Source organism: Streptomyces sp. NPDC034084, assembly GCF_055575535.1.
On the sequence record NZ_JBVISK010000005.1, the window covers coordinates 94,415 to 114,797 of the forward strand.

The window sequence follows — 20,383 nt, forward strand, 5'->3', positions numbered from 1 at the left end:
AATCAGGGCCTGTCCGGGGGATCTTGGCTAGGCGCCGGGGAAGCGCACCCCCGTCAGGCGCTCCGACTCCTCCCACAGCCGGCGGCCCGTGCCGGGGTCGGCCGCCGCGTCCGAGAGGCGCACGCGGGTCGGGGCGCCCCGCAGCTCGCCCAGGCCGTCCGGGCCGATGAACTCGCCACCCACGACGGACGGATCGGTGGCCGCGTACAGCTGGGGCAGCGCGCCCTGCTCCGGCCGCTGGGCGAGCAGCGGGTTGCCGATGCGCCCGAAGAGCAGCTTCACCAGACCGGCGGTGTCCTTCATCTGGAGGCTGGTGGCGGTGTACCCGGGGTGGGCGAGCACGCTGCGGACCGGGCTGGCGCTCGCGGTCAGACGGCGGTGCAGCTCCAGGCCGAAGACGGCGTTGGCGAACTTGGACTGGTTGTAGAAGGCCATCGGCGCGTACCCGCGCTCGCCGCTCAGGTCGTCGAAGCGGAGGCCGCCCTGCCGGTGGTTGATCGAGCTGACCGTGACCACCCGGGGGTCCTTCCCGGCCGCGAGCGGGTCCAGCAGGAGGCCGGTCAGCGCGAAGTGGCCGAGGTGGTTGGCGGCGAACTGGAGCTCGTGGCCCTGGGGGCTGAGCGTGCGGGGCGGTGCCATCACGCCGGCGTTGTTGACGAGCACGTCGAGGCGCGGGTGCTCCGCGCGCACCCGCTCGGCGAAGGCGCGCACCGAGTCGAGGTCGGCGAGGTCGATCCGCCGGACGGAGAGCAGACGGGCGTCGACCTCCAGGGCCTCGACGGCCCGGCGGCCCTTCTCCTCGTCCCGTACGGCGAGGATCACGCGCGCGCCCCGGCGGGCGAGTGCGCGGGTGGTGGCGAGGCCGAGGCCGCTGTTGGCTCCGGTGACGACGACGACCCGCCCGGACTGGTCCGGGATGTGGTCGGCGGTCCAGCGCTGGTTCCTGGTCATGTGGCACACGCTGCCCTTCGTGTCACCGGGTGTCAAGCATGACTCTGCGCGCCACGGAGGTCACCCGCTACCATCGGATCGTGACCACCGGCCCCGAGGTCTCCCTCGCCCAGCGCAAACGCCAGCTCGTCGCGACCGAGCTCACCGAGGCGGCGCTCCAGCTGCTCGCCCTCCGGGGGTTCGACGCCGTGACCGTCGACGAGATCGCGACCACCGCGGGGGTCTCGAAGCGGACGTTCTTCCGGTACTTCGCGTCGAAGGAGGACGTGGTCGTCCAGTTCCTGGCCGGCATGGGCGCCGACATGCGCGCGGGGCTCGCCGCGCGGCCCGCCGGGGAGCGCCCCTCCGAGGCGCTGCTGCACACCGTCTCCGTACCGCTCACCATCTGCGGCGACCACGCCGAGCGCGCGCTGCCGGTGGTCCGGCTGATCCTGCGGACGCCCGCGCTGCTCGCCCGCTTCCTGGAGCACCAGGCGCGGTGGCGCGAGGAGCTGACGCAGGAGCTGGCGGCCCGGCTCGGGCGCGACCCCAAAACCGACCTCCGTCCCCGGCTCGCGGCGGGCATGGCGCTCGCCGCCTTCGACGCCGTACTGCACCGGTGGAGCGGGGGCGACGGCGGCGAGGACCCGGCCGCGCTGATCACGGAGGCTTTCGCGGTGCTCGCGCCCGCCTTGGACGGGCCGGCCTCCCCGGAGGCGTAAGAGACTTCCCGGAGATGCAGGAGACCTCGCCGGAGCCGCGAAAGAGGCCTCCCTGAGGCGTAAAGACAGGCCTCCCGGAGGCGTAAAGAAAGGTGGGCCGGTCCGCGGGATGCGGATCCGGCCCACCCGGGGCGTAGGGAAGTACGGAGCGGTCAGCCCAGCGCCAGCCAGGCGACGGCCGCCAGGACGACGATCACCGCGACGACGCCGACGATCAGGCCGACCCGCGGGCCGCCCGACGCGGTCGCGGCCTGCGGCTGCTGCCGCTGGGGGGTGCCCTCGTCGACGAAGGCGCGGAACATCTGCGTGCTGCCGGCGGGGTCGTAGCCCTCAGGACCCTGAGGGGTCTGGCCCTGGCCGTACGGTGCTTGGGGGTTGTGTGCCATGGGCCAGGACCCTAGCGAAGTCGGGGTGGGGGGCCCAAGCCCCGGCGCCGCCGATCCGGCTTTGCCGATTCTTTAGGGCCGTTTGACCGATTTAGTTTGCCTGAAGCAACCATCCATCTCTATGGTTGCCCTAAGCAACAAGATGTACGGGGGTGCCCGATGGCGACGCCGAACAGATACGAGGAGCTCGCCCGCTCGGTGAGCGCGATCGGAGCCGTGAAACGTGGCCTCGCCCGCGCTCTGCCCGTCGAATGCCAGGGCGGCTCGGCGGCCGTGCTCGCCCTGGTCAAGCACCACGGCGACATGCGGACGAGCCGGCTGGCCGAACTCATGGCCGTCGACATGTCCGTGTGCAGCCGCCATGTGGCCCACACCGTGGAACACGGCTGGATCGAGCGACTGCCCGACCCGGACGACAGACGCTCCCGCATCCTGCGACTCACGGGACCGGGCCACGCGATGCTCGGCGAACTCGACCGCCGAGTGACCGAGGCCTTCTCCCGTCACCTCGCGGAGTGGTCCGACGACGACGTCGAACTCCTCACCCACCTGCTCGCCCGCCTCCGCGACTCCTTCGGGGACTGCCGGGCCCACCACGCTTGAGAAGAAGGAAGTTCATGCCTACGACCACGCCCGACACCGGTGCGCGGGACGGCGTCACCGGTACCGGCGGTGGCGGCGCGACCGCACCGATGACGCACCGGCAGATCATGGAGGCACTGTCCGGGCTGCTGCTCGGCATGTTCGTCGCCATCCTGTCGTCGACGATCGTCTCCAACGCCCTGCCCCAGATCATCACCGACCTGGGCGGCGGCCAGTCCGCCTACACCTGGGTGGTGACCGCCGCGCTCCTCTCGATGACCGCGACCACCCCGCTCTGGGGCAAGCTCGCCGACCTCTTCTCCAAGAAGCTGCTCGTCCAGATAGCCCTGATCGTCTACGTCGCGGGCTCGATCGTCGCCGGTCTCTCGCAGAACACCGGCATGCTGATCGCCTGCCGTGTCGTCCAGGGCATCGGCGTCGGCGGCCTGACCGCCCTCTCCCAGATCATCCTGGCCGCCATGATCGCCCCGCGTGAGCGCGGCCGGTACAGCGGCTACCTCGGCGCGACCTTCGCCGTCGCCACCGTCGGCGGCCCGCTGCTCGGCGGCGTCATCACCGACACCGACTGGCTCGGCTGGCGCTGGTGCTTCTACGTCGGCGTGCCCTTCGCGATCATCGCCCTGATCGTCCTGCAGAAGACGCTGAAGCTGCCCGTCGTGAAGCGCCAGGTCAAGGTCGACTGGGCCGGCGCCCTCTTCATCAGCGCCGCGGTCTCCCTGCTCCTCATCTGGGTCACCTTCGCGGGCGACAAGTACGACTGGATGTCCTGGCAGACGGTCGTCATGGTCCTCGGCGCGCTCGCCCTCGGCGGGATCTTCCTGCTCGTCGAGTCGAAGGCGAGCGAGCCGATCATTCCGCTCCGCCTGTTCCGCAACCGGACGATCACGCTCGCCTCGCTCGCCTCGCTCTTCGTGGGCGTCGCGATGTTCGCCGGCACGGTCTTCTTCAGCCAGTACTTCCAGCTGGCGCGGAACGAGTCGCCGACGATGTCGGGCGTCCTCACCATCCCCATGATCGCGGGCCTGTTCGTCTCCTCGACGGTCTCCGGCCTGATCATCACCAAGACCGGCCGCTGGAAGGCCTGGCTGGTCAGCGGTGGCGCCCTCGCGGCCGGCGGTCTCGGCCTGCTCGGCACGATCCGCTACGACACGACGTACTGGCACATCGCGCTCTTCATGGCGGTCCTCGGCCTCGGCCTCGGCATGATGATGCAGAACCTCGTGCTCTGCACCCAGAACCAGGTGGCCCCCGCCGACCTCGGCGCCGCCTCCTCCGTCGTCACCTTCTTCCGCTCGCTCGGCGGTGCGGTCGGTGTCTCGGCGCTCGGCGCGGTCATGGCCCACCGGGTCACGAACTACGTCAAGGAGGGCCTGACCGAGCTCGGCCCGAAGGCCGCGGGCGCCATGGGCAAGGGCGGCTCGGGCGGCGGCATCCCCGACATGGACAAGCTGCCGGCCCCGATCCGCACGGTCATGGAGGACGCGTACGGGCACGGTGTCGCCGACGTCTTCCTCTACTCGGCGCCGTTCGCGCTGCTCGCCTTCGTGGTGACGCTGTTCATCAAGGAGGTCGCGCTGAAGAGCCACGCGACGAAGGCCGACGACAAGGCCTAGGAAAGACTCCCGGCCGTGCTTCGAGCGGAGGCACGGCCGGGTCGGGAACGGAGCGGCGGGCAGGGGACGGCCCGCCGCTCCGTCATGTCCAAGCCATCAGGCGCCCCCGGCCCCACCGCTCCATAGGTGTCGTCAGGTGCCTTCGGCTCCGGCCTCGCGGGCGACCATCGCCTCGATGCCGGCGACCAGGACGTCCAGGGCGTAGGAGAAGTCGCGGTCCCAGACGGCGCTGACGCTGCCGTGCGAGGCGCGCTCGTCGAGGAGCTCCTTCATCTCCGCGGCCTGCTTCTCGAACTCCGGGTCGTCCCGGAAGGCCTTGATCGCGTCCACGTAGAACTGGTCCTGCGACATGCCGGCCTCCGCCGCGCGCCGGCCGAACTGGGACTCGATCGTCCCGTAGCCGTACACGAACTGGAAGACGGCCGACATCGCGCTCGGCCGGCGGTCCGGCGAGAGACCGGTGTCCGCGATCGCCTCGTGGATCTTGCTGCCGACGGCGATCGCGTTCGGGCCGATGTTCAGGTACTGGCCCGCGCTCGGCGACATCCACGCGTGACGGACCAGCATCCGCCGGTACTCCAGGGCGAGTACGCGGATCCGCTCCCGCCAGTCCCCGGCGGCGTCGACCGCCGCGAGGTCGAACTCGCCGTAGACGCTGTCCATGGCGAACTCGATGATGTCGTCCTTGGTGTCCACGTACCAGTAGAGGGACATCGCCGTGACGCCCAGTTCGGCCGCCAGCTTGCGCATCGACAGTTTGGCCAGGCCCTCGTCGTCGAGCATCCGGATCGAGGCGGCCACGATCCGGTCCCGGTCGAGCCCGGCCGGGCCGCCGCCACTACGGGTGGCCCGCTTCTCCAGCCAGACGCTGGAACGCGCCGGGTTCTTGGCCCGATCGGCTGCCTTGACCATCGCGTTCCTCCGTCTGTCAGCTGTCCGTCACCATGCTAGGCAGCGACCAGCTGCTCAGGCCTCACGGCCTGCTCCGCGCGCTCGGCCCGCTTGAGCAGGGCCGCCGCGAGCAGTCCGCCGGCGAACACGGCGATCGCGCCGACCAGCTGGCTGGTCTGGAGGCCGGAGGCGAAGGCGTCGGAGATCTGCTGCCGCTCGGCCTCGCCGCCGGCGGCGGCCAGGGCGGCGGGGAGCGACGTCGCGGTGACGGCGACGAGAGCGGCGAAGCGGGCGTTGAGTACGGCTCCGAGGACGGCGACGCCCAGGCCGTTGCCGAACTCGGCCAGGGTGCCGTTGATCCCGGCGCCCACGCCCGCCTTCTCCGGCGGGATCGCGCTCATCACCGCGTTGGCCATGGCCGGGGAGGAGACGGCGATGCCGACGCCCATCAGGACCAGGCCCAGCAGCATCCCCCCGTAGCTGCCGTCCGTGCCGCCGCCGAGCAGCGCGATCGAGCCGAGGCCGGCGGCGACCAGTGTCATGCCGAGGACGACGGTGGGCGGGGTGCCGAGCTTCACGACGATCCTCGGGCCGACACCGGTCAGGTTGAGGCCGACGATCGTCAGGGCGAGCGGCGCCATCCGGAGACCGGCTTCGAGCGGCTCGTAGCCGAGGACGAACTGCAGGTGCTGGGTGAGCAGGAAGAGCGAGCCGCCCATGCCGAAGACGACCAGGATCGAACCGCCGATGGCGCCGATGAACTTCTGGTTCCGGAAGAAGTGCATGTCGAGCATCGGGTACGGGGTGCGCAGCTCCCACAGCGCGAAGGCACCGAGGCCGAGCAGGCCGATGGCCGCCGGGACCAGGACCTGGGTGGAGATCCAGCCGTGCCCGGGGCCGCTGATGATCGCGTACACGACGGCGGTCATGCCGATGGTGGAGAGCAGCGCGCCGAGCAGGTCGGGGCGGTCACCCCGAGGGTTCTTGGACTCGGGGACGAGCTTGAGGACGGCGACGAGGGCGACGGCCGCGACCGGGATGTTGATCAGGAAGATCATTCCCCACCAGAAGTGGTTGAGGATCACGCCGCCGATCAGCGGGCCGCCGGCGAAGCCGAGCGACGCGACCGTGGACCAGAGGGCGATGGCCTTGACCCGCTCCGAGTCGTCGAAGATCTGCATGACGACGGCGAGGGTGGTGGTCATCAGGAGCGCGCCGCCGACGCCCATGCCCGCGCGGGCGGCGATCAGCTGCGCGGTGGAGCCGGCGAGGCCCGCGGCGAGCGAACCGAGCCCGAAGAGCGCGAGGCCGGTGGCGAGGAGCTTCTTGCGGCCGTAGCGGTCGGCGGCGTTGCCGGCGGTGAGCAGCAGGCCGGACTGGACGAGCGAGTACGCGTTGATCATCCACTGGATGTCGGAGGTGGACGCGTGGAGTTCGGAGGTCAGCGAGGGGATGGCGACGCTGAGCACGGTGTTGTCGAGCAGGACGGTGAGCTGGGCGAGACAGATGACGCCGAGGATGAGCCAACGCTGTGGGTGGCGGCCGCCGGTGGCTGTCATGGGGACATGCTCCTTATACGGTGTACGAGGTCAAGGCTCGTACACCGTACAAGGGCTCTCATACGCTGTATAGGGGTTTTATTTCCTGTCGGTCAGGTCGTAGAACGTGGCGCCGCCGATCGTGGTCTTCTCGAAGGTCTCCGAGACCCAGGTGGAGATCGCCGAGTTGCCGCCGGGGCCCCCGCGACCGCCTTCACCGCCGTCACCGCCTTCACCGCCTTCGCCGCTTCCGAGGAAGTAGTGGATCCTGCCTTCGGCCACGTACTGCTTGAACTGGGCGAGGGTCGGGGACGGGTCGCTGCCGTTGAAGCCACCGATCGCCATGACCGGCTTCTCCGTGGCGAGTTGGTAGCCGGCCGCGTTCTGCGCGCCGACCGTGGCCGCGACCCAGGTGTACGCGTCGGCGTCCGCGAGGAGGGCGGCCTTGGCCTCCGCACCGACACTCACGCCGTTGAGCAGGCCGCCCATGCCGCCGCCACCGGGCCGCTCGCCCCGGGTGAACCCCTGGGGCAGGGCGCCGCCGGGCATCTGGCGCCCCGGGGACGGAGCGCCGCCGGGCATCTGGCCGCCGTTCGGCAGCTGACCGCCCGGCATCTGGCCACCCTGGCCGTTCGGCAGCTGACCGCCCGGCTGGCCACCCTGGCCGCCCGGCAGCTGACCGCCCGGCGGCATCGTCCCGTCGCCCTCGAAGAGCCGGCCGCCGCCGCCCGGGCCCCGGCCGCCCATCGCGCCGCCCGCCGGGCCCGCCGTCACGATCGAGCCCTGGTGACCCGCGTTCACCGTCTCCAGGGTGTACGCGAACGGCCCCGCGAGTCCCGCCGCCAGGCCGAGGCCCGCCGCCGCGAGCCCGAGGCGCCGGTCGGCCCGGCCCGCGAACAGCAGCCCGAGCGCCGCCACCGCGCCTGCCACCAGGACCGTCCAGCGCAGCCACGGGAGCCAGTCCGGCGTACGGCCCAGCAGCGACCAGGCCCACCAGGCCGTCACCGCCACCGAACCCGCGAGCGCCGCCGAGGCGAGCCACCGGGTGCGCTCCTCCCACAGCACGGCCGCGCCCATGCCGACGAGCGCCGCGAGGTACGGGGCCAGGGCCACCGTGTAGTACTCGTGGAAGATGCCGGCCATGAAGCTGAACACGGCGAGCGTCATCAGGAGCGCACCGCCCCACACCAGGAACGCGGAGCGCGCCGTGTCCGTGCGGGGCGCCCGCCAGGTGACGACGACCCCCGCGACGAGCAGGACCAGCGCGGCCGGCAGCAGCCAGGAGATCTGGCCGCCGACCGAGTCGTTGAACATCCGGGCGATCCCCGTATCGCCCCAGCGGCCCCCGCCCGTGCCCCCACCGGGGCCACCGCCGCCGACGCTGCCGGTCTCCTCGCCGTTCAGGCGGCCGAGGCCGTTGTAGCCGAAGGTCAGCTCCAGGAAGCTGTTGTTCTGCGAACCCCCGACGTACGGACGGGAGGACGCCGGCCACAACTCGACGAGGGCCACCCACCAGCCCGCCGAGACGAGCATCGCGAGCCCGCCCAGGGCGAGCCGGCCGAGCCGCCGCCCGAACCCGCCGGGCGCGCAGGCCACGTACACGAGCGCGAGCGGCGGCAGGATCAGGAAGGCCTGGAGGGTCTTCGCGAGGAACGCGAATCCCAGCGCCACCCCCGCCCACACCAGCCACCGCGCCGCACCGCCGTCCAGCTCCAGAGCGCGCAGCACGCAATACACCGCGACCGTCATGAGCAGCGCGAGCAGCGCGTCCGGGTTGTTGAAACGGAACATCAGCGCGGCGACCGGAGTGAGCGCGAGGACCGCGCCCGCGATCAGGCCCGCGCCCGCGCCGAACCGGCGCCGGACGGCCGCGTAGAGCACGGCGACCGTGCCCACGCCCATGAGGACCTCGGGCACGAGGATCTGCCAGGAGCCGAGCCCGAAGAGGCGGACGGAGAGGGCCATCGGCCAGAGCGCGGCCGGCGGCTTGTCGACGGTGATGGCGTTGGACGCGTCGAGGGAACCGAAGAAGAAGGCCTTCCAGCTCTCGCCGCCCGCCTGGACCGCGGCGGAGTAGAAGGAGTTGGCGTAACCGGAGGCACTCAGGTTCCACAGGTAGAGCAGCGCCGTGGCGGCGAGCAGGCCGAGGAAGGCGGGCCGGACCCAGGGGGCGTCCCCGGCGCGTCCGCGCCACAGCCGGGCGGCCCGGCCGGCGGGGGGTGCCGCGTGGACCGCGGTGGACAGGGTGGTCATCGTTCGTTCCTTGCTGAAGCGCGGTCCGGGAAGACCCAGAGCCGGAAGAGGAGGAAGCGGAGGACGGTCGCGGCGAGGTTGGCGACGATCAGGACGGCGAGCTCGGTGGAGTGCGCCGGATCGCCGGTCGCCGCGCCGAGGGCGGCGAGCGAGCCGCTGGTCAGGGCGAGGCCGATGGCGAAGACCACGAGCCCCTGCGCCTGGTGGCGGACGGCCCGGTCGCGGCCCCGGACGCCGAAGGTGAGGCGCCGGTTGGCCGCCGTGTTGGCGACGGCGGAGACGAGGAGGGCGGCGGCGTTGGCGAGCTGGGCACCCAGGCCGAGGCGGAAGGCCGAGTACAGCGCGAGGTAGAAGAGCGTGGACAGCGCCCCGACCGCGCAGAAGCCGACGAGCTGGCGGGCGAGACCGCCGGGCACACCGTTCAGCTCGCGGTCCCGGGGGTCGTCGCCGAACGGCCGGGCGAGCCGGTCGAGGGCCAGCGAACCGGTCGCGAGGGCCCGCCCCACCCGCCACACGCCCTTGAGGTCGTCGGTCGCCGTCCGCACGATGTGCACGGTCGAGTCGGGATCGTCGACCCAGTCGACCGGCACCTCGTGGATGCGCAGCCCGGCCCGCTCGGCGAGGACCAGCATCTCGGTGTCGAAGAACCAGCCGGTGTCCTCGACCATGGGCAGCAGCCGCTCGGCGACCTCCCGCCGTATCGCCTTGAAGCCGCACTGCGCGTCGGAGAACCGGGCGGCGAGCGAGGAGCGCAGGATCAGGTTGTAGGCACGTGAGATGAACTCCCGCTTCGGCCCGCGCACCACCCGCGAGGAGCGGGCGAGCCGCGATCCGATCGCCAGGTCCGAGTGGCCGGAGATGAGCGGCGCGACCAGCGGGAGCAGCGCGTTGAGGTCGGTGGACAGGTCGACGTCCATGTAGGCGAGGACGGGCGCGTCCGAGGCCGACCACACGGTCCGCAGCGCCCGCCCGCGCCCCTTCTGCTCGAGCCGTACGGAGCGCACCTCGGGCACCTCGGCGGCGAGGGCCGCGGCGACGGCGGGCGTCGTGTCGGTGGAGGCGTTGTCGGCGACGGTGATGCGGAAGCCGTACGGGAAGGTCCGCAGGAGGTGTTCGTGGAGGCGGCGGACGCACGGCTCCAGGTCCTTCTCCTCGTTGTAGACGGGGATCACCACGTCCAGGACGGGCCGTCCGGGGACGCTCACCGGCAGGTGCTCCCGGGCGGGGAGGGCTTCCCCGAGGGTTTGGGTTCGCATGACAGGGACCCTCCCGGGCCCCGCTGTCACGGCTGTGTGATGCGCCTGTGCCCCGCCTGTGAGTCCTGTGCGGCGTTGTCCGCGGCAGGCAGTCGGACGGTGAAGAGGGTGCGGCCGGGGGCGCTCTCGACGCCCACCTGTCCACCGTGGGCGAGTACGACGGCGCGGACGATGGCGAGGCCGAGGCCGGTGGATCCGGCGTGCCGGGAGCGGGAGGCGTCGCCGCGGGCGAAGCGTTCGAAGACGGACGGGAGCAGCTCGGGCGGGATGCCGGGTCCGTCGTCCTCGATCTCGGCGAACGCCGCCGAGGCGTCCGTACGGAGCCGGGCGGTGATCTTGGTGCCGGGTGGGGTGTGGGTGCGGGCGTTGGCGAGGAGGTTGACCAGGACCTGCTGGAGCCGGGCGCCGTCGGCCCGTACGAGCGCGCTGTCCGTGGGCAGTTCGAGGCGCCAGTGGTGGCCGGCTCCGGCGGCGCGGGCGTCGCTGACGGCGTCCACGACGAGCGGGACGAGGTCGGTCGTCTCGTACGCGAGGGGTCGGCCGGCGTCGAGCCGGGCGAGCAGCAGGAGGTCCTCGACCAGGCCGGTCATCCGGGTGGCCTCCGCCTCGATCCGTCCGAGGGCGTGCCGGGTGTCGGGGCCGCACTCCTCGCGGCCTCGCCGGGTGAGCTCCGCGTATCCCCGGATCGAGGCGAGCGGGGTGCGCAGTTCGTGGCTGGCGTCCGCGACGAACTGGCGTACCCGGGTCTCGCTCTGCTGGCGGGCGTCGAGGGCCGAGCGGACGTGGTCGAGCATGCGGTTGAGGGCCGCGCCGACCTGGCCGACCTCGGTGCGCGGGTCGGCCTCCGCCTCCGGGACCCGCTGGTGGAGCGCCACCTCCCCGCTGTGCAGCGGGAGGCGGGTGACCTGGCGGGCGGTGGCGGCGACCCGCCGCAGCGGGCGGAGCGCGACCCGGACGAGCACGGTCCCGGCGAGCGAGGCCGCGACGAGCCCGGCGCCGGTGACGCTCAGCTCGACGAGGACGAGGGTGGAGAGGTCGTCCTCGACCTCGGTGAGCGGGATGCCGGTGAGGAATGTGCCGTGGATCCCGACGGTGTACTCGACGCGGTACGAGCCGAGCCCGCCGGGCAGTTCGACGGTGTGCGGCCGGCCGTCGCGGGGGACGGCGGCGAGCGCGGCCCGCTGGGCCTCGTCGAGCGCGGTGGTCCGGACGTTCCGCCCCCACGTCCCGCTGTCCTCGGCCTCCGCCGAGTACCCGGCCGTGGTCACCTCGCCGTGCTGGAGGACCGCGCCGAGGGTGCCGAGGGGCGCGCCCTGGATGAAGGCGAGCGGTTCCTTCAGGCGGCCCGGGGCGGGCAGGCCGGGCGGGGGCGCCGTGGCGGCAGGCGGGCCCGCCGCCCGGGTCGCGACGGTGTGGACCTGCTCGTCGGCCTGGTCGTACAGGTAGGAGCGGAAGGCGATCGTCGTCACCGTCCCGATCACGGCCGCGACGACCGCGATCAGCGCGACCGCCGAGACGACGAGCCGCGTCCGCAGCGCCCACGGCCGCCCCCGTCCTCCGCGCACGGGTGCTACTCGCCGGGCTTGATCAGGTAACCGGCCCCGCGCCGGGTGTGGATCATCGGTGAGCGGCCGGCGTCGATCTTCCGGCGCAGGTAGGAGATGTAGAGCTCGACGACGTTGGCCTGGCCGCCGAAGTCGTACGACCAGACCCGGTCGAGGATCTGCGCCTTGCTGAGCACCCGGCGCGGATTGCGCATGAGGTAGCGCAGCAGCTCGAACTCTGTCGCGGTGAGGTGAATGGAGTCACCGCCCCGGGTGACCTCGTGGCTGTCCTCGTCGAGGGTCAGGTCGCCCACCACGAGCAGGGACTCGCTGCGCGTCTGCGCTGCCCCGGACCTGCGGATGAGGCCGCGCAGCCGGGCCACGACCTCCTCCAGGCTGAAGGGCTTGGTGACGTAGTCGTCGCCGCCGGCGGTGAGCCCGGCGATGCGGTCCTCGACGGCGTCCTTCGCCGTCAGGAACAGCACGGGCACGTCGGGCAGTTCACGGCGGATCGAGCCGAGCAGGCTCAGTCCGTCGACGTCCGGGAGCATGACGTCGAGGATGACGACATCGGGCCGGAACTCGCGTGCGGAGCGCAGGGCGGCGGCCCCGTCCCCGGCGCTGCGGACCTGCCAGCCCTCGTAGCGCAGGGCCATGGAGAGCAGCTCGGAGAGCGAGGCCTCGTCGTCGACGACGAGGACCCGGACGGCGGTTCCGTCGGCGCGGAGCATGTCGGCATGGGTGCCGGCGCGGCGTGTGGTGACGGTCATGGCCCCACGGTGGCGGCCGCCGCTGAGAGGCCTCTTGCCCTTTCCTGTGAATTCCCTGAGAAAGAGCCTTCAGGGGGTCACGGGCTCCCTGTTTCACGTGAAACAGCCCCGCTCCGTTTCACGTGAAACAGCGCGGCTCCGTTCTCGTACAGGACCCGCCGGAGCCAGTCGTCCCCGAGCCCGAGGCGTTCGAGGGCGTGGAGCTGGTGGACGTACGGGTACGGGATGTTCGGGAAGTCCGAGCCGAGGAGGATCCGGTCGCCGAGGTCGAGGAGCCGCCGGTGCTCGGCCACGGGGAAGGGGGCGAGCCGCTCGCTGAAGTCGGTGAAGGCCATGGTGGTGTCGAGGTGGACGCCCGCGTACCGCTGCGCCAGATCGAGGAAGTCGCTGTACTCCGGCATCCCCATGTGCGCGACGATCACCCGCAGCCGGGGGTGCCGTGCGAGCAGCCGCCTCATGGGGCCGGGGCCGGTGAAGTTTCCCGGGGTGGGCCCGGAGCCGCAGTGCACGACGACGGGGGTGCCACTGTCGGCGAGGGCTCCCCAGGAGCTGTCGAGTTCGATGTCCGTCGGGTCGAAGCCGCCGACCTGGAGGTGCACCTTGAACACCCGGGCGCCGGCGTCGAGCGCCTGGTGGACGTACGTGGTGACGCCCGGCTCGGGGAAGAGGGTCGCCGTGTGCAGGCAGTCGGGGGTGCGGGCCGCGAAGTCGGCGGCCCAGGAGTTCAGCCATGCGGCCATGCCGGGCTTGTGGGGGTAGAGCATCGCGGTGAAGGCGACCACGCCGAACCCGCGCAGGAGGGCGAGCCGGCGGTTTTCCTCCTCGCGGTAGGTGATGGGCCACTCCACGCCGGTCAGGGGTCCGACGGCGTCGAAGTACGCCCAGACCTTGTCGAGGACGTTCTGCGGCATGAAGTGCGTGTGCACGTCGACGAGCCCGGGGACGCCGAGCCGCGTCAGCAGCCCTTCGATGTCACGCGCGCTCAAAGCTGTAACTCCGCTCGACCTTGCCGATGTGGACGCTGTAGCTGTCGTACCAGTGCTCCCGCCCGTGCGCCTTGGCGGCCTGGTGCTCGGTGTGGAGGCGCCAGGCGTCGAGGGCCTCCAGGTCGCGGAAGTAGGCGACGGTGATGCCGATGCCGCCGGGGGTGCGGGCGGACTCGTAGCCGAGGAAGCCGGGGATGTCCTGGACGAGCTCCCGCATCCGGGCGGCGGTCTCGGCATAGCCCTCGGGGGCGTCGGGACGGACGGAGGTGAACACGGCGGTGTAGTAGGGCGGTTCGAGGCCCGCCACCAGCTTCGGAGTCATGTGATCACCCTCGCCGGGGTCGCGGTGGGATGTCCACGGCGGGCGGGGAAAGGGATCCAAGACTTTACGAAGCGGGTTCCGGGGTTCAGAAGAGCCCCTCCTGAGCGCTCTCGGCCACGGGAGGAGCCGCCATCACCGGCACCGAGAACTGATCCGCCTCCCCGGCCGCCTCAAGGATCCATCCACCCATGAGCCGGGTGTCGAGGGCGAGACAGCGCCCGTCGGGGGCGAGGAGGTGCAGGTCGGGCCCGGCGGCGGCGAGGAGCCGCCCGGTGACGACACCGCCGCCGACCAGCTCGGTGACCGTGCCATCGAGGCGCGGCAGCCCGTCGAGGTGGAACACCTCCGCATGGTCCCGCGCGGCGAACTCCAGCGGTTCCAGGGTCTCCGTCCAGCCGCCGACCGCCCGCGCGCGCCGGTACAGCTCCTCGACCTCGCGGGCCCGGTCCCCGGCGGACGGCAGGGCGTGCCGGGCGGCCCGCTTCCGCTCGTACGCCACCCGGTCGGGCACGCCGAGGGCCTGCCGCAGCACCTCCTCGGTGCGCCGGGCGGCCATGAGCGGCCCCCGGCCGAGCCAGCTGAAGGCGACGGCCCCCTGTTCGAGGAGCCGGGCATCGCCGCGGGCCTCGGCGGTGATGCCCACCTTGGTCATCCCGGGCCCGAACCAGGCCAGGTAGACGCGGTACGGCTGCGGGTCGTCCGCGACGGTGTCGGCCGCGACGGAGTGGGCCCGGTCGAGCCGCGCGCACCCCGGGCACCGCCCGCCGGTGGCCCGGCCGGGCACGACGGCCTCCAGGGGGCAGGGGTTCCCGCGGGCCCCGGGACACCGCCGGACCCCGACCGACCGGAAGGCGAGCCGCTGCCCGTACGTGAGCGGGCTGACCCGCCCGCCCCTCCACCGCAGTCCGGGCGTGCCGCCGCCCCAGCCGATCCCCCGGCACCACCACTCCACGCCGCCGCGCCTCCCTATGCTCCCCGGATGTCGTCCAGTCTCCGCCACATCCGCTTCCAGTCCCCGGTCCCGGGCCCCAGGGGCCATCACCCCGGCGTCTTCGGCCTGGCCAACGCGCTGGCCCGGGAGGGAAGACTCTCGCCTGAGGAGTGGGCGGTCTGGCGCGCCTCGAACGACTGGTACGACGCGCACTTCCCGGACCCGACGGCCGTGGACCCGACGGTCTACGACCCGGCGGTGAACCCGGGGGCCGCCGCCTGGTTCCGGCCGACGGCGACCGAGGCACTGGCCCGGGTCGCCCCGTACCTGCGGATCCTGCGGGACCACGGCGTGCCCTGCGTACGCCTGGAGTCGGCGGACCCGGGCAGGATCGTGTACGCCGACGCGTACCAGGTGGTGGCGGTGGGGCGGGCCGGCCACAGCGGGGCGTAGGCGCTCAGGGCAGCACGTAGATGCGGGTCCCGTCCGCGGCCGGGGTCCCCACCTCGCGCATGCAGCCCCGTTCGAGGAGGAGCCGGACGCAGTCCCGGACGCGTTCGCCGGAGAGGCCGGTGCGCCGGGTGACGTCCTGGGGCCGGTAGCGCACCCCGCCCCGTACGAGCGCGGGTGCCAGGCAGGAGGCGACCGTCCGCATGTCCCCGCTGACGGCCCAGGACTCGACGAGCTCCTGCGGGGTGAGCGGGACGGCGGAGCCGGTGCGCTGGCGGGGAACGGCGAGCCGCTCCAGGGAGTCGGCGACCCTGGAGAGACTCTGCCGGACCTCGCGGAGCAGCTCCGCGTGCTCGATGTGCTCGGCGTACGCGAAGGCCCGCTCGTCGAACCGGCCCTCAAGGCGTACGAGAACGTCGACGAGCTCCGGCGGCAGCAGGAACCGGGCGTGCACCGGCGAGGGTTCGAGCCCGTACCCGCCGTATCGCTGGAGCGCCGCGACGACCCCCGCCGTCCACGCCCGGAACGGCCCGGCCTCGGGTCTCCGGCACGCCCCGACGAGCTGGACGAGCCCCTCCAGGCTCACCATCCGCGTCGAGGCCCGGATCCCGGAGGAACGGCCGGGGAATCCCTCGACCCCGCCGAGCTCCCGCGCGGCCGCCAGGCACTCCGGGGGCAGTGACACGGTCCGCAGCGCCTCCCGCGTGCCCCCGTACCCGAGCTGTTTCGCCACGTCCACCACCGGGAACCAGTGGGTCCCGTCCGGGGCGGTCAGCCGCCTCAGCGGCGCTCCGGTGGCGGCGTACACCAGGTCATCGATGTCGATCGCGTCCATCGATCATCACCTCCGCCACGCAAGCTAGGCCGAGGGCATATTCAACTGACATGCACATCAGCCAGGTTCACCCAAAAGGGGAGGGTTCTCGGCGATTCTGCCGAGAACCCTCCCCTCCGTACGCCTACTTGGCGACGAACTGCGTGAGGATCGCCTGCACCTCGTAGATGTCGACGCCCTTCGTGAAGGTCTTCTGGACGGGCAGCTGGCTGCCCGAGATCCAGATCTTCAGCTCGGCGTCGAGATCGAAGGTGCCGGCCGTCTCGACGGCGAAGTGCGTGATGCTGCGGTACGGGATCGAGTGGTACTCGACCTTCTTGCCGGTGATCCCCTGCTTGTCGACGAGCACGAGCCGCCGGTCGGTGAAGAAGATCGTGTCGCGGATCAGCAGGTACGCGGCGTGCACCTGCTCCCCCTGGCCGAGCAGCCGCGCGTAGTCCTGCTGCGCCTGCGCCGGATCGATCGCGTGTGCGTTCCCGAAGAGCGCCATGCCCATACCCCCACGTCTCATGAGAAAGAAAGATCATCCGACCCTAACCCCCGCCGTGAAACCCCCGCTACGGCCGGGCCCGCACGGATAGGATCCGGACCATGGCTCTGACCATGGACGACGTGGACCGCTTCGAGGCCTCCCGCCCCCGCCTGGAGGCGATCGCGTACCGCCTCCTCGGCTCGGCGAGCGAGGCCGAGGATGCCGTGCAGGACACGTTCCTGCGCTGGCAGACCGCGGACGTCGACCGCGTCGAGGTCCCCGAGGCCTGGCTGACGAAGGTCCTCACCAACCTGTGCCTGAACCAGCTCACCTCGGCCCGCGCCCGGCGCGAGACCTACGTGGGCGAGTGGCTGCCCGAACCGCTCCTCGCCGGCGACCCGATGCTCGGCCCCGCCGACACCGCCGAGCAGCGCGAATCCGTCTCGTACGCGGTGCTCGCCCTCATGGAGCGCCTCTCCCCCAACGAGCGCGCGGTGTACGTGCTGCGGGAGGCCTTCGACTACCCGCACCGGGAGATCGCCGAGATCCTCGACATCTCCGAGGCCGCCGCCCAGCAGATCTACCACCGCGCCAAGAAGCACGTCGCCGCGGGCAAGGCGCGCACCGAGATCGACGAGGCCGAGGCCCGGCGGATCGTCGAGGAGTTCCTCGCGGCCGCCACCAGCGGCCGCACCGAGCCGCTCGTACGGCTGCTCACCGGAGACGCCGTCGCGATCGGCGACGGCGGCGGGAAGGTCCCGGCGCGCGCCAAGGCGTTCGAGGGCGCCCTCGCGGTCGCGACGTTCATGCGCGGCCTCTTCAAGCCCAGCCGGGCCAAGCGCGCGATCGTCGGCGGATCGCCCGAGGTCTACGCCACGACGGCCAACGGCGCTCCGGCCGCCGTGGCGGTGCTCGACGGCCGGGTCATCGGCATCATGTGCCTGGAGGTCACCGCCGAGGGCATCACCGCCTTCCGCAACCAGGTGAACCCCGACAAGCTCGCACGCGCGACGAGGCTCTGGGCGACCGCGGACCACGGCACCCCCGTCGTGGAAGCAGCCTTCTGAACTCTTGTGACCCACGTCACATCCACTTCCTGTCAGGAATCGTCGGGCTGCCCGGTTCAAGAGGCGAAACCGCGACGCGAGACAGGAGAAGGCACATGCAGCAGCACCGCATCATCGTCCTCGGAGCCGGCTACTCCGGAGCCGTCGCCGCCGGCCGCCTCGCCAAGCGGCTCCACCGCGAGGACGTCGCCATCACCCTCGTCAACGCCGAGGCCGACTTCGTCGAGCGCGTCAGGCTGCACCAGTTGGCGGTCGGCCAGGAGCTCGTCCACCGGCCCCTGAGCGAGATGTTCGCGGGCACCGGCGTCGAGCTGAAGCAGGCGACGGTGACGGCGGTCGACGCCGACCGGAAGACGGTCTCCGTCACGGCCGGAAACGGCGCCGAGGAGCTGGAGTACGACACCCTCGTGTACGCCCTCGGCAGCGGCTGGAACCCCCAGGGCGTCCCCGGCACCGCAGAGCACGCCCACGAGATCTCCAGCCGCCCCGGCGCGCTCCGGCTGCGCGAGCGCCTGGCCGCCCTGGAGGCCGGACAGTCCGTGGTCGTGGTCGGCGGCGGCCTCACCGGCGTGGAGGCCGCGACCGAGATCGCCGAGGCCCGCCCGGACCTCGACGTCGCGCTCGCCGCCCGCGGCGGACTCGGCGACTGGCTCTCGCCCAAGGGCCGCGCGCACGTACGGAAGGTCTTCGCCGACCTCGGCATCACGGCACACGAGAGCACCGAGGTCACGGCGGTCGAGGCGGACCGGATCGCCACCACCGCCGGCCCCGTCCCGGCCGCGGTCACCGTCTGGACTGCTGGCTTCGCGGTGCACCCGATCGCACGGGCCACCACCCTTGAGGTCACCGACACCGGCCAGATCGTGGTCGACGGGACGATGCGCTCGGTCTCCCACCCGGACGTGTACGCCGTCGGCGACGCGGCCCTGGCCATGGGGCCGGGCGACAAGCCGCTGCGGATGTCCTGCGCCACGGGCACCCCGATGGCCTGGCAGGCGGCCGACGCCATCGCGGCCCGCCTGACCGGCGGAAAGCTCCCGAAGACGCCGCTGCGCTACTTCAACCAGTGCATCTCGCTGGGCCGCAGGGAGGGCCTGATCCAGTACGTCACCGCCGACGACCGCGCGGTCAGCGCGGCCCTGACGGGCCGACTCGCCGCCCGCTACAAGGAACTGATCTGCAAGGGCGCGGCCTGGGGCGTCAGCAACCCCAAGCCCCTCCCGACCCGCCGCCGCCACCTCGTCCGCACCCCGGCCACCCTTGCCACCCCTACCAGGGCCACGGCCTGACCACCGCCCCGGGCGCCCTCCCTGAGGGCGCCCACGCGCTCTGAACCGGCCCCGGAGCGGGAACGGCGGACGTTGATGTCACCCATTGGTGTCAGAAGCCCCTCGGATTGATGCCGAGGGGCTTCTGGACTGCGTGACCACTGATCAGGGAACGGAAGTTGGCCGGTGCGCCGTGTCAGGACAAGCTGCCCGATGCCACGGGCGATCCGTCACCGGCCTACAGCGGTCGGCGGCGATCAGCGCGGTCGCTGTACTTCGCTGCTGTACGCCCAGGAAACGCAAGAGGCCCGGACTCTCGTCCGGGCCTCTTGCCTGTGTGCACTCGGCAGGATTCGAACCTGCAACCTTCTGATCCGTAGTCAGATGCTCTATCCGTTAAGCTACGAGTGCTTGTTTTCAGTTCTTGTCTTCGCTCCCCGGTCTTTCGACCCGCTCGCGGCGACAGGAAGAACATTACATGACTGCCGCCGTCATGTGAAATCCGTTCCCCCCACCCCTTGTGACCTGCGAAAACGCCCTGACAGGGGTGGAGCGCGGGTCGGCGGGCGTGGCGCGGTGGAAGGGGTCAGGGCGGGGGAAATCCGTGGAAAGAGACCGGGGTCACATCCGTCGCGCCTGGCCGGTCCGGGAACGGCCGAAGCCCCGGCCTTGGGGGCCGGGGCTTCGGTGTGGGGCGGAGGCGGAGGGATTTGAACCCTCGATGGGCTTTAAGACCCAAACCGCATTAGCAGTGCGGCGCCATAGACCGGACTAGGCGACGCCTCCTCGCACCGTGCGCATACGCGGGTGGTGCGTGCAGATGATGACACAGGCGAACCGGGTGTCACCAATCGATTCTCACCGTACTAGTCCTCCGGGGTCCAGGGCAAAGCCCCACGGCCTCCTGTCCCCCCGTCTCCGGAGCCCCCTCGCGAGGCCGTCACGGCCGGCGCACCCCGCTTGCGCAACGCCGGGGCGCCCGGAGCGTTAGAGGAGGCGGGTGCGTCATGCGCCCCTGCCCGTCGTACTTCCCGTGCTTCTGGAGATCCGCATGCTGCGCAGTCTCGTCCTCGCGACCCTCGCCACCGCCGCTACCGGCGCCGCCGGTCTCAGCCCCCTGCCGCCGCTGAACCTGTTCTCGTCGCCCGACACGCTGACCGTGACCGTCGAGAAGAGCGGCTACCCGAAGGCCGACGGCACCTTCGAGCTGAGCTGTGAAGACCGCGCCTCGGGCAGCCACCCGGCCGCCGAAGACGCCTGCAAGCGGCTGGGACAGCTGGCGAAGGAGGGCGGCGACCCGTTCCTGCCCGTCCCCGAGGACCGGATGTGCACCCAGGTGTACGGCGGGCCCGCCCTCGCCCACGTCACCGGCACCTGGCAGGGCCGTCAGGTCGACGCCCGCTTCTCCCGCGCCAACGGCTGCGAGATCGACCGCTGGGAGAATCTGGAGCCCGTGCTTCCCCTCGTCCGGGGGTGATGCCCGGAGGCTCCCTTAGACTCCCCTCAGTGACAGGCTGCGGCCCGAGGGGCAAGATGGGGCCGGCCG

The 20,383-nt window shown here is 72.0% G+C and carries 19 protein-coding genes, 2 tRNA genes and 1 pseudogene; 7 read left to right on the plus strand and 15 right to left on the minus strand.

What is annotated here, in order from left to right:
• Nucleotides 1–27 precede the first annotated feature (27 nt).
• Nucleotides 28–951: an oxidoreductase gene (locus ACZ51I_RS18975; protein ID WP_468877053.1), complete on the minus strand. Its 924-nt coding sequence runs from the start codon at nucleotides 949–951 to the stop codon at nucleotides 28–30.
• 38 nt (nucleotides 952–989) lie between these two features.
• Between ACZ51I_RS18975 and ACZ51I_RS18980 the strand changes: the two genes are divergently transcribed.
• Nucleotides 990–1,652, plus strand: a complete 663-nt coding sequence (locus tag ACZ51I_RS18980; RefSeq protein ID WP_468877055.1) for a TetR family transcriptional regulator — start codon at nucleotides 990–992, stop codon at nucleotides 1,650–1,652.
• A 152-nt stretch (nucleotides 1,653–1,804) separates the two neighbouring features.
• On the opposite strand, the gene ACZ51I_RS18985 is transcribed toward ACZ51I_RS18980, so the two are convergent.
• Nucleotides 1,805–2,038 carry a hypothetical protein gene (locus ACZ51I_RS18985; RefSeq protein ID WP_468877057.1) on the minus strand — a complete coding sequence of 78 codons (234 nt, stop codon included), beginning with the start codon at nucleotides 2,036–2,038 and terminating at the stop codon, nucleotides 1,805–1,807.
• Between the two features lie 159 nt (nucleotides 2,039–2,197).
• On the opposite strand from ACZ51I_RS18985, the gene ACZ51I_RS18990 reads away from it, so the two are divergent.
• Nucleotides 2,198–2,641, plus strand: a complete 444-nt coding sequence (locus ACZ51I_RS18990; protein ID WP_468877059.1) for a MarR family winged helix-turn-helix transcriptional regulator — start codon at nucleotides 2,198–2,200, stop codon at nucleotides 2,639–2,641.
• 89 nt (nucleotides 2,642–2,730) lie between these two features.
• A pseudogene (locus ACZ51I_RS18995) lies at nucleotides 2,731–4,224 on the plus strand (MDR family MFS transporter); the annotation flags it as partial.
• Between the two features lie 162 nt (nucleotides 4,225–4,386).
• Here the strand turns inward: ACZ51I_RS18995 and ACZ51I_RS19000 are convergent.
• The 9 genes from ACZ51I_RS19000 to ACZ51I_RS19040 form a co-directional block, all read right to left on the minus strand.
• Nucleotides 4,387–5,166 carry a TetR/AcrR family transcriptional regulator C-terminal domain-containing protein gene (locus ACZ51I_RS19000; RefSeq protein ID WP_468877061.1) on the minus strand — a complete coding sequence of 260 codons (780 nt, stop codon included), beginning with the start codon at nucleotides 5,164–5,166 and terminating at the stop codon, nucleotides 4,387–4,389.
• 35 nt (nucleotides 5,167–5,201) lie between these two features.
• The gene (locus tag ACZ51I_RS19005) at nucleotides 5,202–6,704 is read right to left on the minus strand and encodes an MFS transporter (RefSeq protein ID WP_468877063.1); all 1,503 of its coding nucleotides are present in this window, start codon (nucleotides 6,702–6,704) and stop codon (nucleotides 5,202–5,204) included.
• A gap of 78 nt (nucleotides 6,705–6,782) precedes the next feature.
• The gene (locus tag ACZ51I_RS19010; protein ID WP_468877066.1) at nucleotides 6,783–8,936 is read right to left on the minus strand and encodes an ArnT family glycosyltransferase; all 2,154 of its coding nucleotides are present in this window, start codon (nucleotides 8,934–8,936) and stop codon (nucleotides 6,783–6,785) included.
• Nucleotides 8,933–10,192, minus strand: a complete 1,260-nt coding sequence (locus tag ACZ51I_RS19015) for a bifunctional glycosyltransferase family 2/GtrA family protein (protein WP_468877068.1) — start codon at nucleotides 10,190–10,192, stop codon at nucleotides 8,933–8,935. Before ACZ51I_RS19015 ends, ACZ51I_RS19010 begins: the two co-directional genes overlap by 4 nt.
• 26 nt (nucleotides 10,193–10,218) lie before the next feature.
• Nucleotides 10,219–11,757 carry a sensor histidine kinase gene (locus ACZ51I_RS19020; protein ID WP_468877070.1) on the minus strand — a complete coding sequence of 513 codons (1,539 nt, stop codon included), beginning with the start codon at nucleotides 11,755–11,757 and terminating at the stop codon, nucleotides 10,219–10,221.
• A gap of 5 nt (nucleotides 11,758–11,762) precedes the next feature.
• The gene (locus tag ACZ51I_RS19025; RefSeq protein WP_468877072.1) at nucleotides 11,763–12,506 is read right to left on the minus strand and encodes a response regulator transcription factor; all 744 of its coding nucleotides are present in this window, start codon (nucleotides 12,504–12,506) and stop codon (nucleotides 11,763–11,765) included.
• Nucleotides 12,507–12,583: 77 nt separating this feature from the next.
• The gene (locus ACZ51I_RS19030; protein ID WP_468877074.1) at nucleotides 12,584–13,492 is read right to left on the minus strand and encodes an amidohydrolase family protein; all 909 of its coding nucleotides are present in this window, start codon (nucleotides 13,490–13,492) and stop codon (nucleotides 12,584–12,586) included.
• Nucleotides 13,479–13,814: an antibiotic biosynthesis monooxygenase family protein gene (locus tag ACZ51I_RS19035; protein WP_468877076.1), complete on the minus strand. Its 336-nt coding sequence runs from the start codon at nucleotides 13,812–13,814 to the stop codon at nucleotides 13,479–13,481. Before ACZ51I_RS19035 ends, ACZ51I_RS19030 begins: the two co-directional genes overlap by 14 nt.
• Before the next feature lie 85 nt (nucleotides 13,815–13,899).
• On the minus strand, nucleotides 13,900–14,766 hold the full coding sequence (locus ACZ51I_RS19040) for a DUF2797 domain-containing protein (protein WP_468877078.1): 867 nt from the start codon (nucleotides 14,764–14,766) through the stop codon (nucleotides 13,900–13,902).
• Nucleotides 14,767–14,793: 27 nt separating this feature from the next.
• Here ACZ51I_RS19040 and ACZ51I_RS19045 point away from each other — a divergent pair, with 27 nt between their 5' ends.
• Entirely contained in the window at nucleotides 14,794–15,198 is a 405-nt protein-coding gene (locus tag ACZ51I_RS19045; RefSeq protein WP_468877080.1) for a hypothetical protein, read from the plus strand.
• 4 nt (nucleotides 15,199–15,202) lie between these two features.
• Here ACZ51I_RS19045 and ACZ51I_RS19050 read toward each other — a convergent pair whose 3' ends face one another.
• A complete protein-coding gene (locus ACZ51I_RS19050; protein WP_468877082.1) occupies nucleotides 15,203–16,030 on the minus strand; it encodes a BRO family protein in 828 nt (275 codons plus the stop codon).
• A 124-nt stretch (nucleotides 16,031–16,154) separates the two neighbouring features.
• Nucleotides 16,155–16,520 (minus strand): PH domain-containing protein, encoded by a 366-nt coding sequence (locus ACZ51I_RS19055; protein WP_030549674.1) that lies wholly within the window; start codon nucleotides 16,518–16,520, stop codon nucleotides 16,155–16,157.
• A 101-nt stretch (nucleotides 16,521–16,621) separates the two neighbouring features.
• Here ACZ51I_RS19055 and ACZ51I_RS19060 point away from each other — a divergent pair, with 101 nt between their 5' ends.
• Both ACZ51I_RS19060 and ACZ51I_RS19065 read left to right on the plus strand, forming a co-directional pair.
• Nucleotides 16,622–17,569: an RNA polymerase sigma-70 factor gene (locus ACZ51I_RS19060; RefSeq protein WP_468877084.1), complete on the plus strand. Its 948-nt coding sequence runs from the start codon at nucleotides 16,622–16,624 to the stop codon at nucleotides 17,567–17,569.
• A 95-nt stretch (nucleotides 17,570–17,664) separates the two neighbouring features.
• Entirely contained in the window at nucleotides 17,665–18,858 is a 1,194-nt protein-coding gene (locus ACZ51I_RS19065; RefSeq protein WP_468877085.1) for an NAD(P)/FAD-dependent oxidoreductase, read from the plus strand.
• Nucleotides 18,859–19,175: 317 nt separating this feature from the next.
• Here ACZ51I_RS19065 and ACZ51I_RS19070 read toward each other — a convergent pair.
• Together ACZ51I_RS19070 and ACZ51I_RS19075 are read right to left on the minus strand one after the other, a co-directional pair.
• Nucleotides 19,176–19,248: transfer RNA gene (locus tag ACZ51I_RS19070), tRNA-Arg, on the minus strand.
• A gap of 284 nt (nucleotides 19,249–19,532) precedes the next feature.
• Nucleotides 19,533–19,623, minus strand: a tRNA-Ser gene (locus ACZ51I_RS19075).
• A 214-nt stretch (nucleotides 19,624–19,837) separates the two neighbouring features.
• On the opposite strand from ACZ51I_RS19075, the gene ACZ51I_RS19080 reads away from it, so the two are divergent.
• On the plus strand, nucleotides 19,838–20,314 hold the full coding sequence (locus ACZ51I_RS19080; RefSeq protein WP_468877087.1) for an SSI family serine proteinase inhibitor: 477 nt from the start codon (nucleotides 19,838–19,840) through the stop codon (nucleotides 20,312–20,314).
• Nucleotides 20,315–20,383: the final 69 nt, after the last annotated feature.

What these genes read in the sequence shown, in the direction of transcription:
- ACZ51I_RS18980 (WP_468877055.1), top strand. Translation starts at nt 990, where the DNA reads ATGACTCTGCGCGCCACGGAGGTCACCCGCTACCATCGGATCGTGACC.
- ACZ51I_RS18975 (WP_468877053.1), bottom strand. Translation starts at nt 951, where the DNA reads ATGACCAGGAACCAGCGCTGGACCGCCGACCACATCCCGGACCAGTCC.
- ACZ51I_RS19010 (WP_468877066.1), bottom strand. Translation starts at nt 8,936, where the DNA reads ATGACCACCCTGTCCACCGCGGTCCACGCGGCACCCCCCGCCGGCCGG.
- ACZ51I_RS19065 (WP_468877085.1), top strand. Translation starts at nt 17,665, where the DNA reads ATGCAGCAGCACCGCATCATCGTCCTCGGAGCCGGCTACTCCGGAGCC.
- ACZ51I_RS19050 (WP_468877082.1), bottom strand. Translation starts at nt 16,030, where the DNA reads ATGGACGCGATCGACATCGATGACCTGGTGTACGCCGCCACCGGAGCG.
- ACZ51I_RS19015 (WP_468877068.1), bottom strand. Translation starts at nt 10,192, where the DNA reads ATGCGAACCCAAACCCTCGGGGAAGCCCTCCCCGCCCGGGAGCACCTG.
- ACZ51I_RS18985 (WP_468877057.1), bottom strand. Translation starts at nt 2,038, where the DNA reads ATGGCACACAACCCCCAAGCACCGTACGGCCAGGGCCAGACCCCTCAG.
- ACZ51I_RS19035 (WP_468877076.1), bottom strand. Translation starts at nt 13,814, where the DNA reads ATGACTCCGAAGCTGGTGGCGGGCCTCGAACCGCCCTACTACACCGCC.
- ACZ51I_RS19045 (WP_468877080.1), top strand. Translation starts at nt 14,794, where the DNA reads ATGTCGTCCAGTCTCCGCCACATCCGCTTCCAGTCCCCGGTCCCGGGC.
- ACZ51I_RS19055 (WP_030549674.1), bottom strand. Translation starts at nt 16,520, where the DNA reads ATGGCGCTCTTCGGGAACGCACACGCGATCGATCCGGCGCAGGCGCAG.
- ACZ51I_RS19060 (WP_468877084.1), top strand. Translation starts at nt 16,622, where the DNA reads ATGGCTCTGACCATGGACGACGTGGACCGCTTCGAGGCCTCCCGCCCC.
- ACZ51I_RS19000 (WP_468877061.1), bottom strand. Translation starts at nt 5,166, where the DNA reads ATGGTCAAGGCAGCCGATCGGGCCAAGAACCCGGCGCGTTCCAGCGTC.
- ACZ51I_RS18990 (WP_468877059.1), top strand. Translation starts at nt 2,198, where the DNA reads ATGGCGACGCCGAACAGATACGAGGAGCTCGCCCGCTCGGTGAGCGCG.
- ACZ51I_RS19005 (WP_468877063.1), bottom strand. Translation starts at nt 6,704, where the DNA reads ATGACAGCCACCGGCGGCCGCCACCCACAGCGTTGGCTCATCCTCGGC.
- ACZ51I_RS19025 (WP_468877072.1), bottom strand. Translation starts at nt 12,506, where the DNA reads ATGACCGTCACCACACGCCGCGCCGGCACCCATGCCGACATGCTCCGC.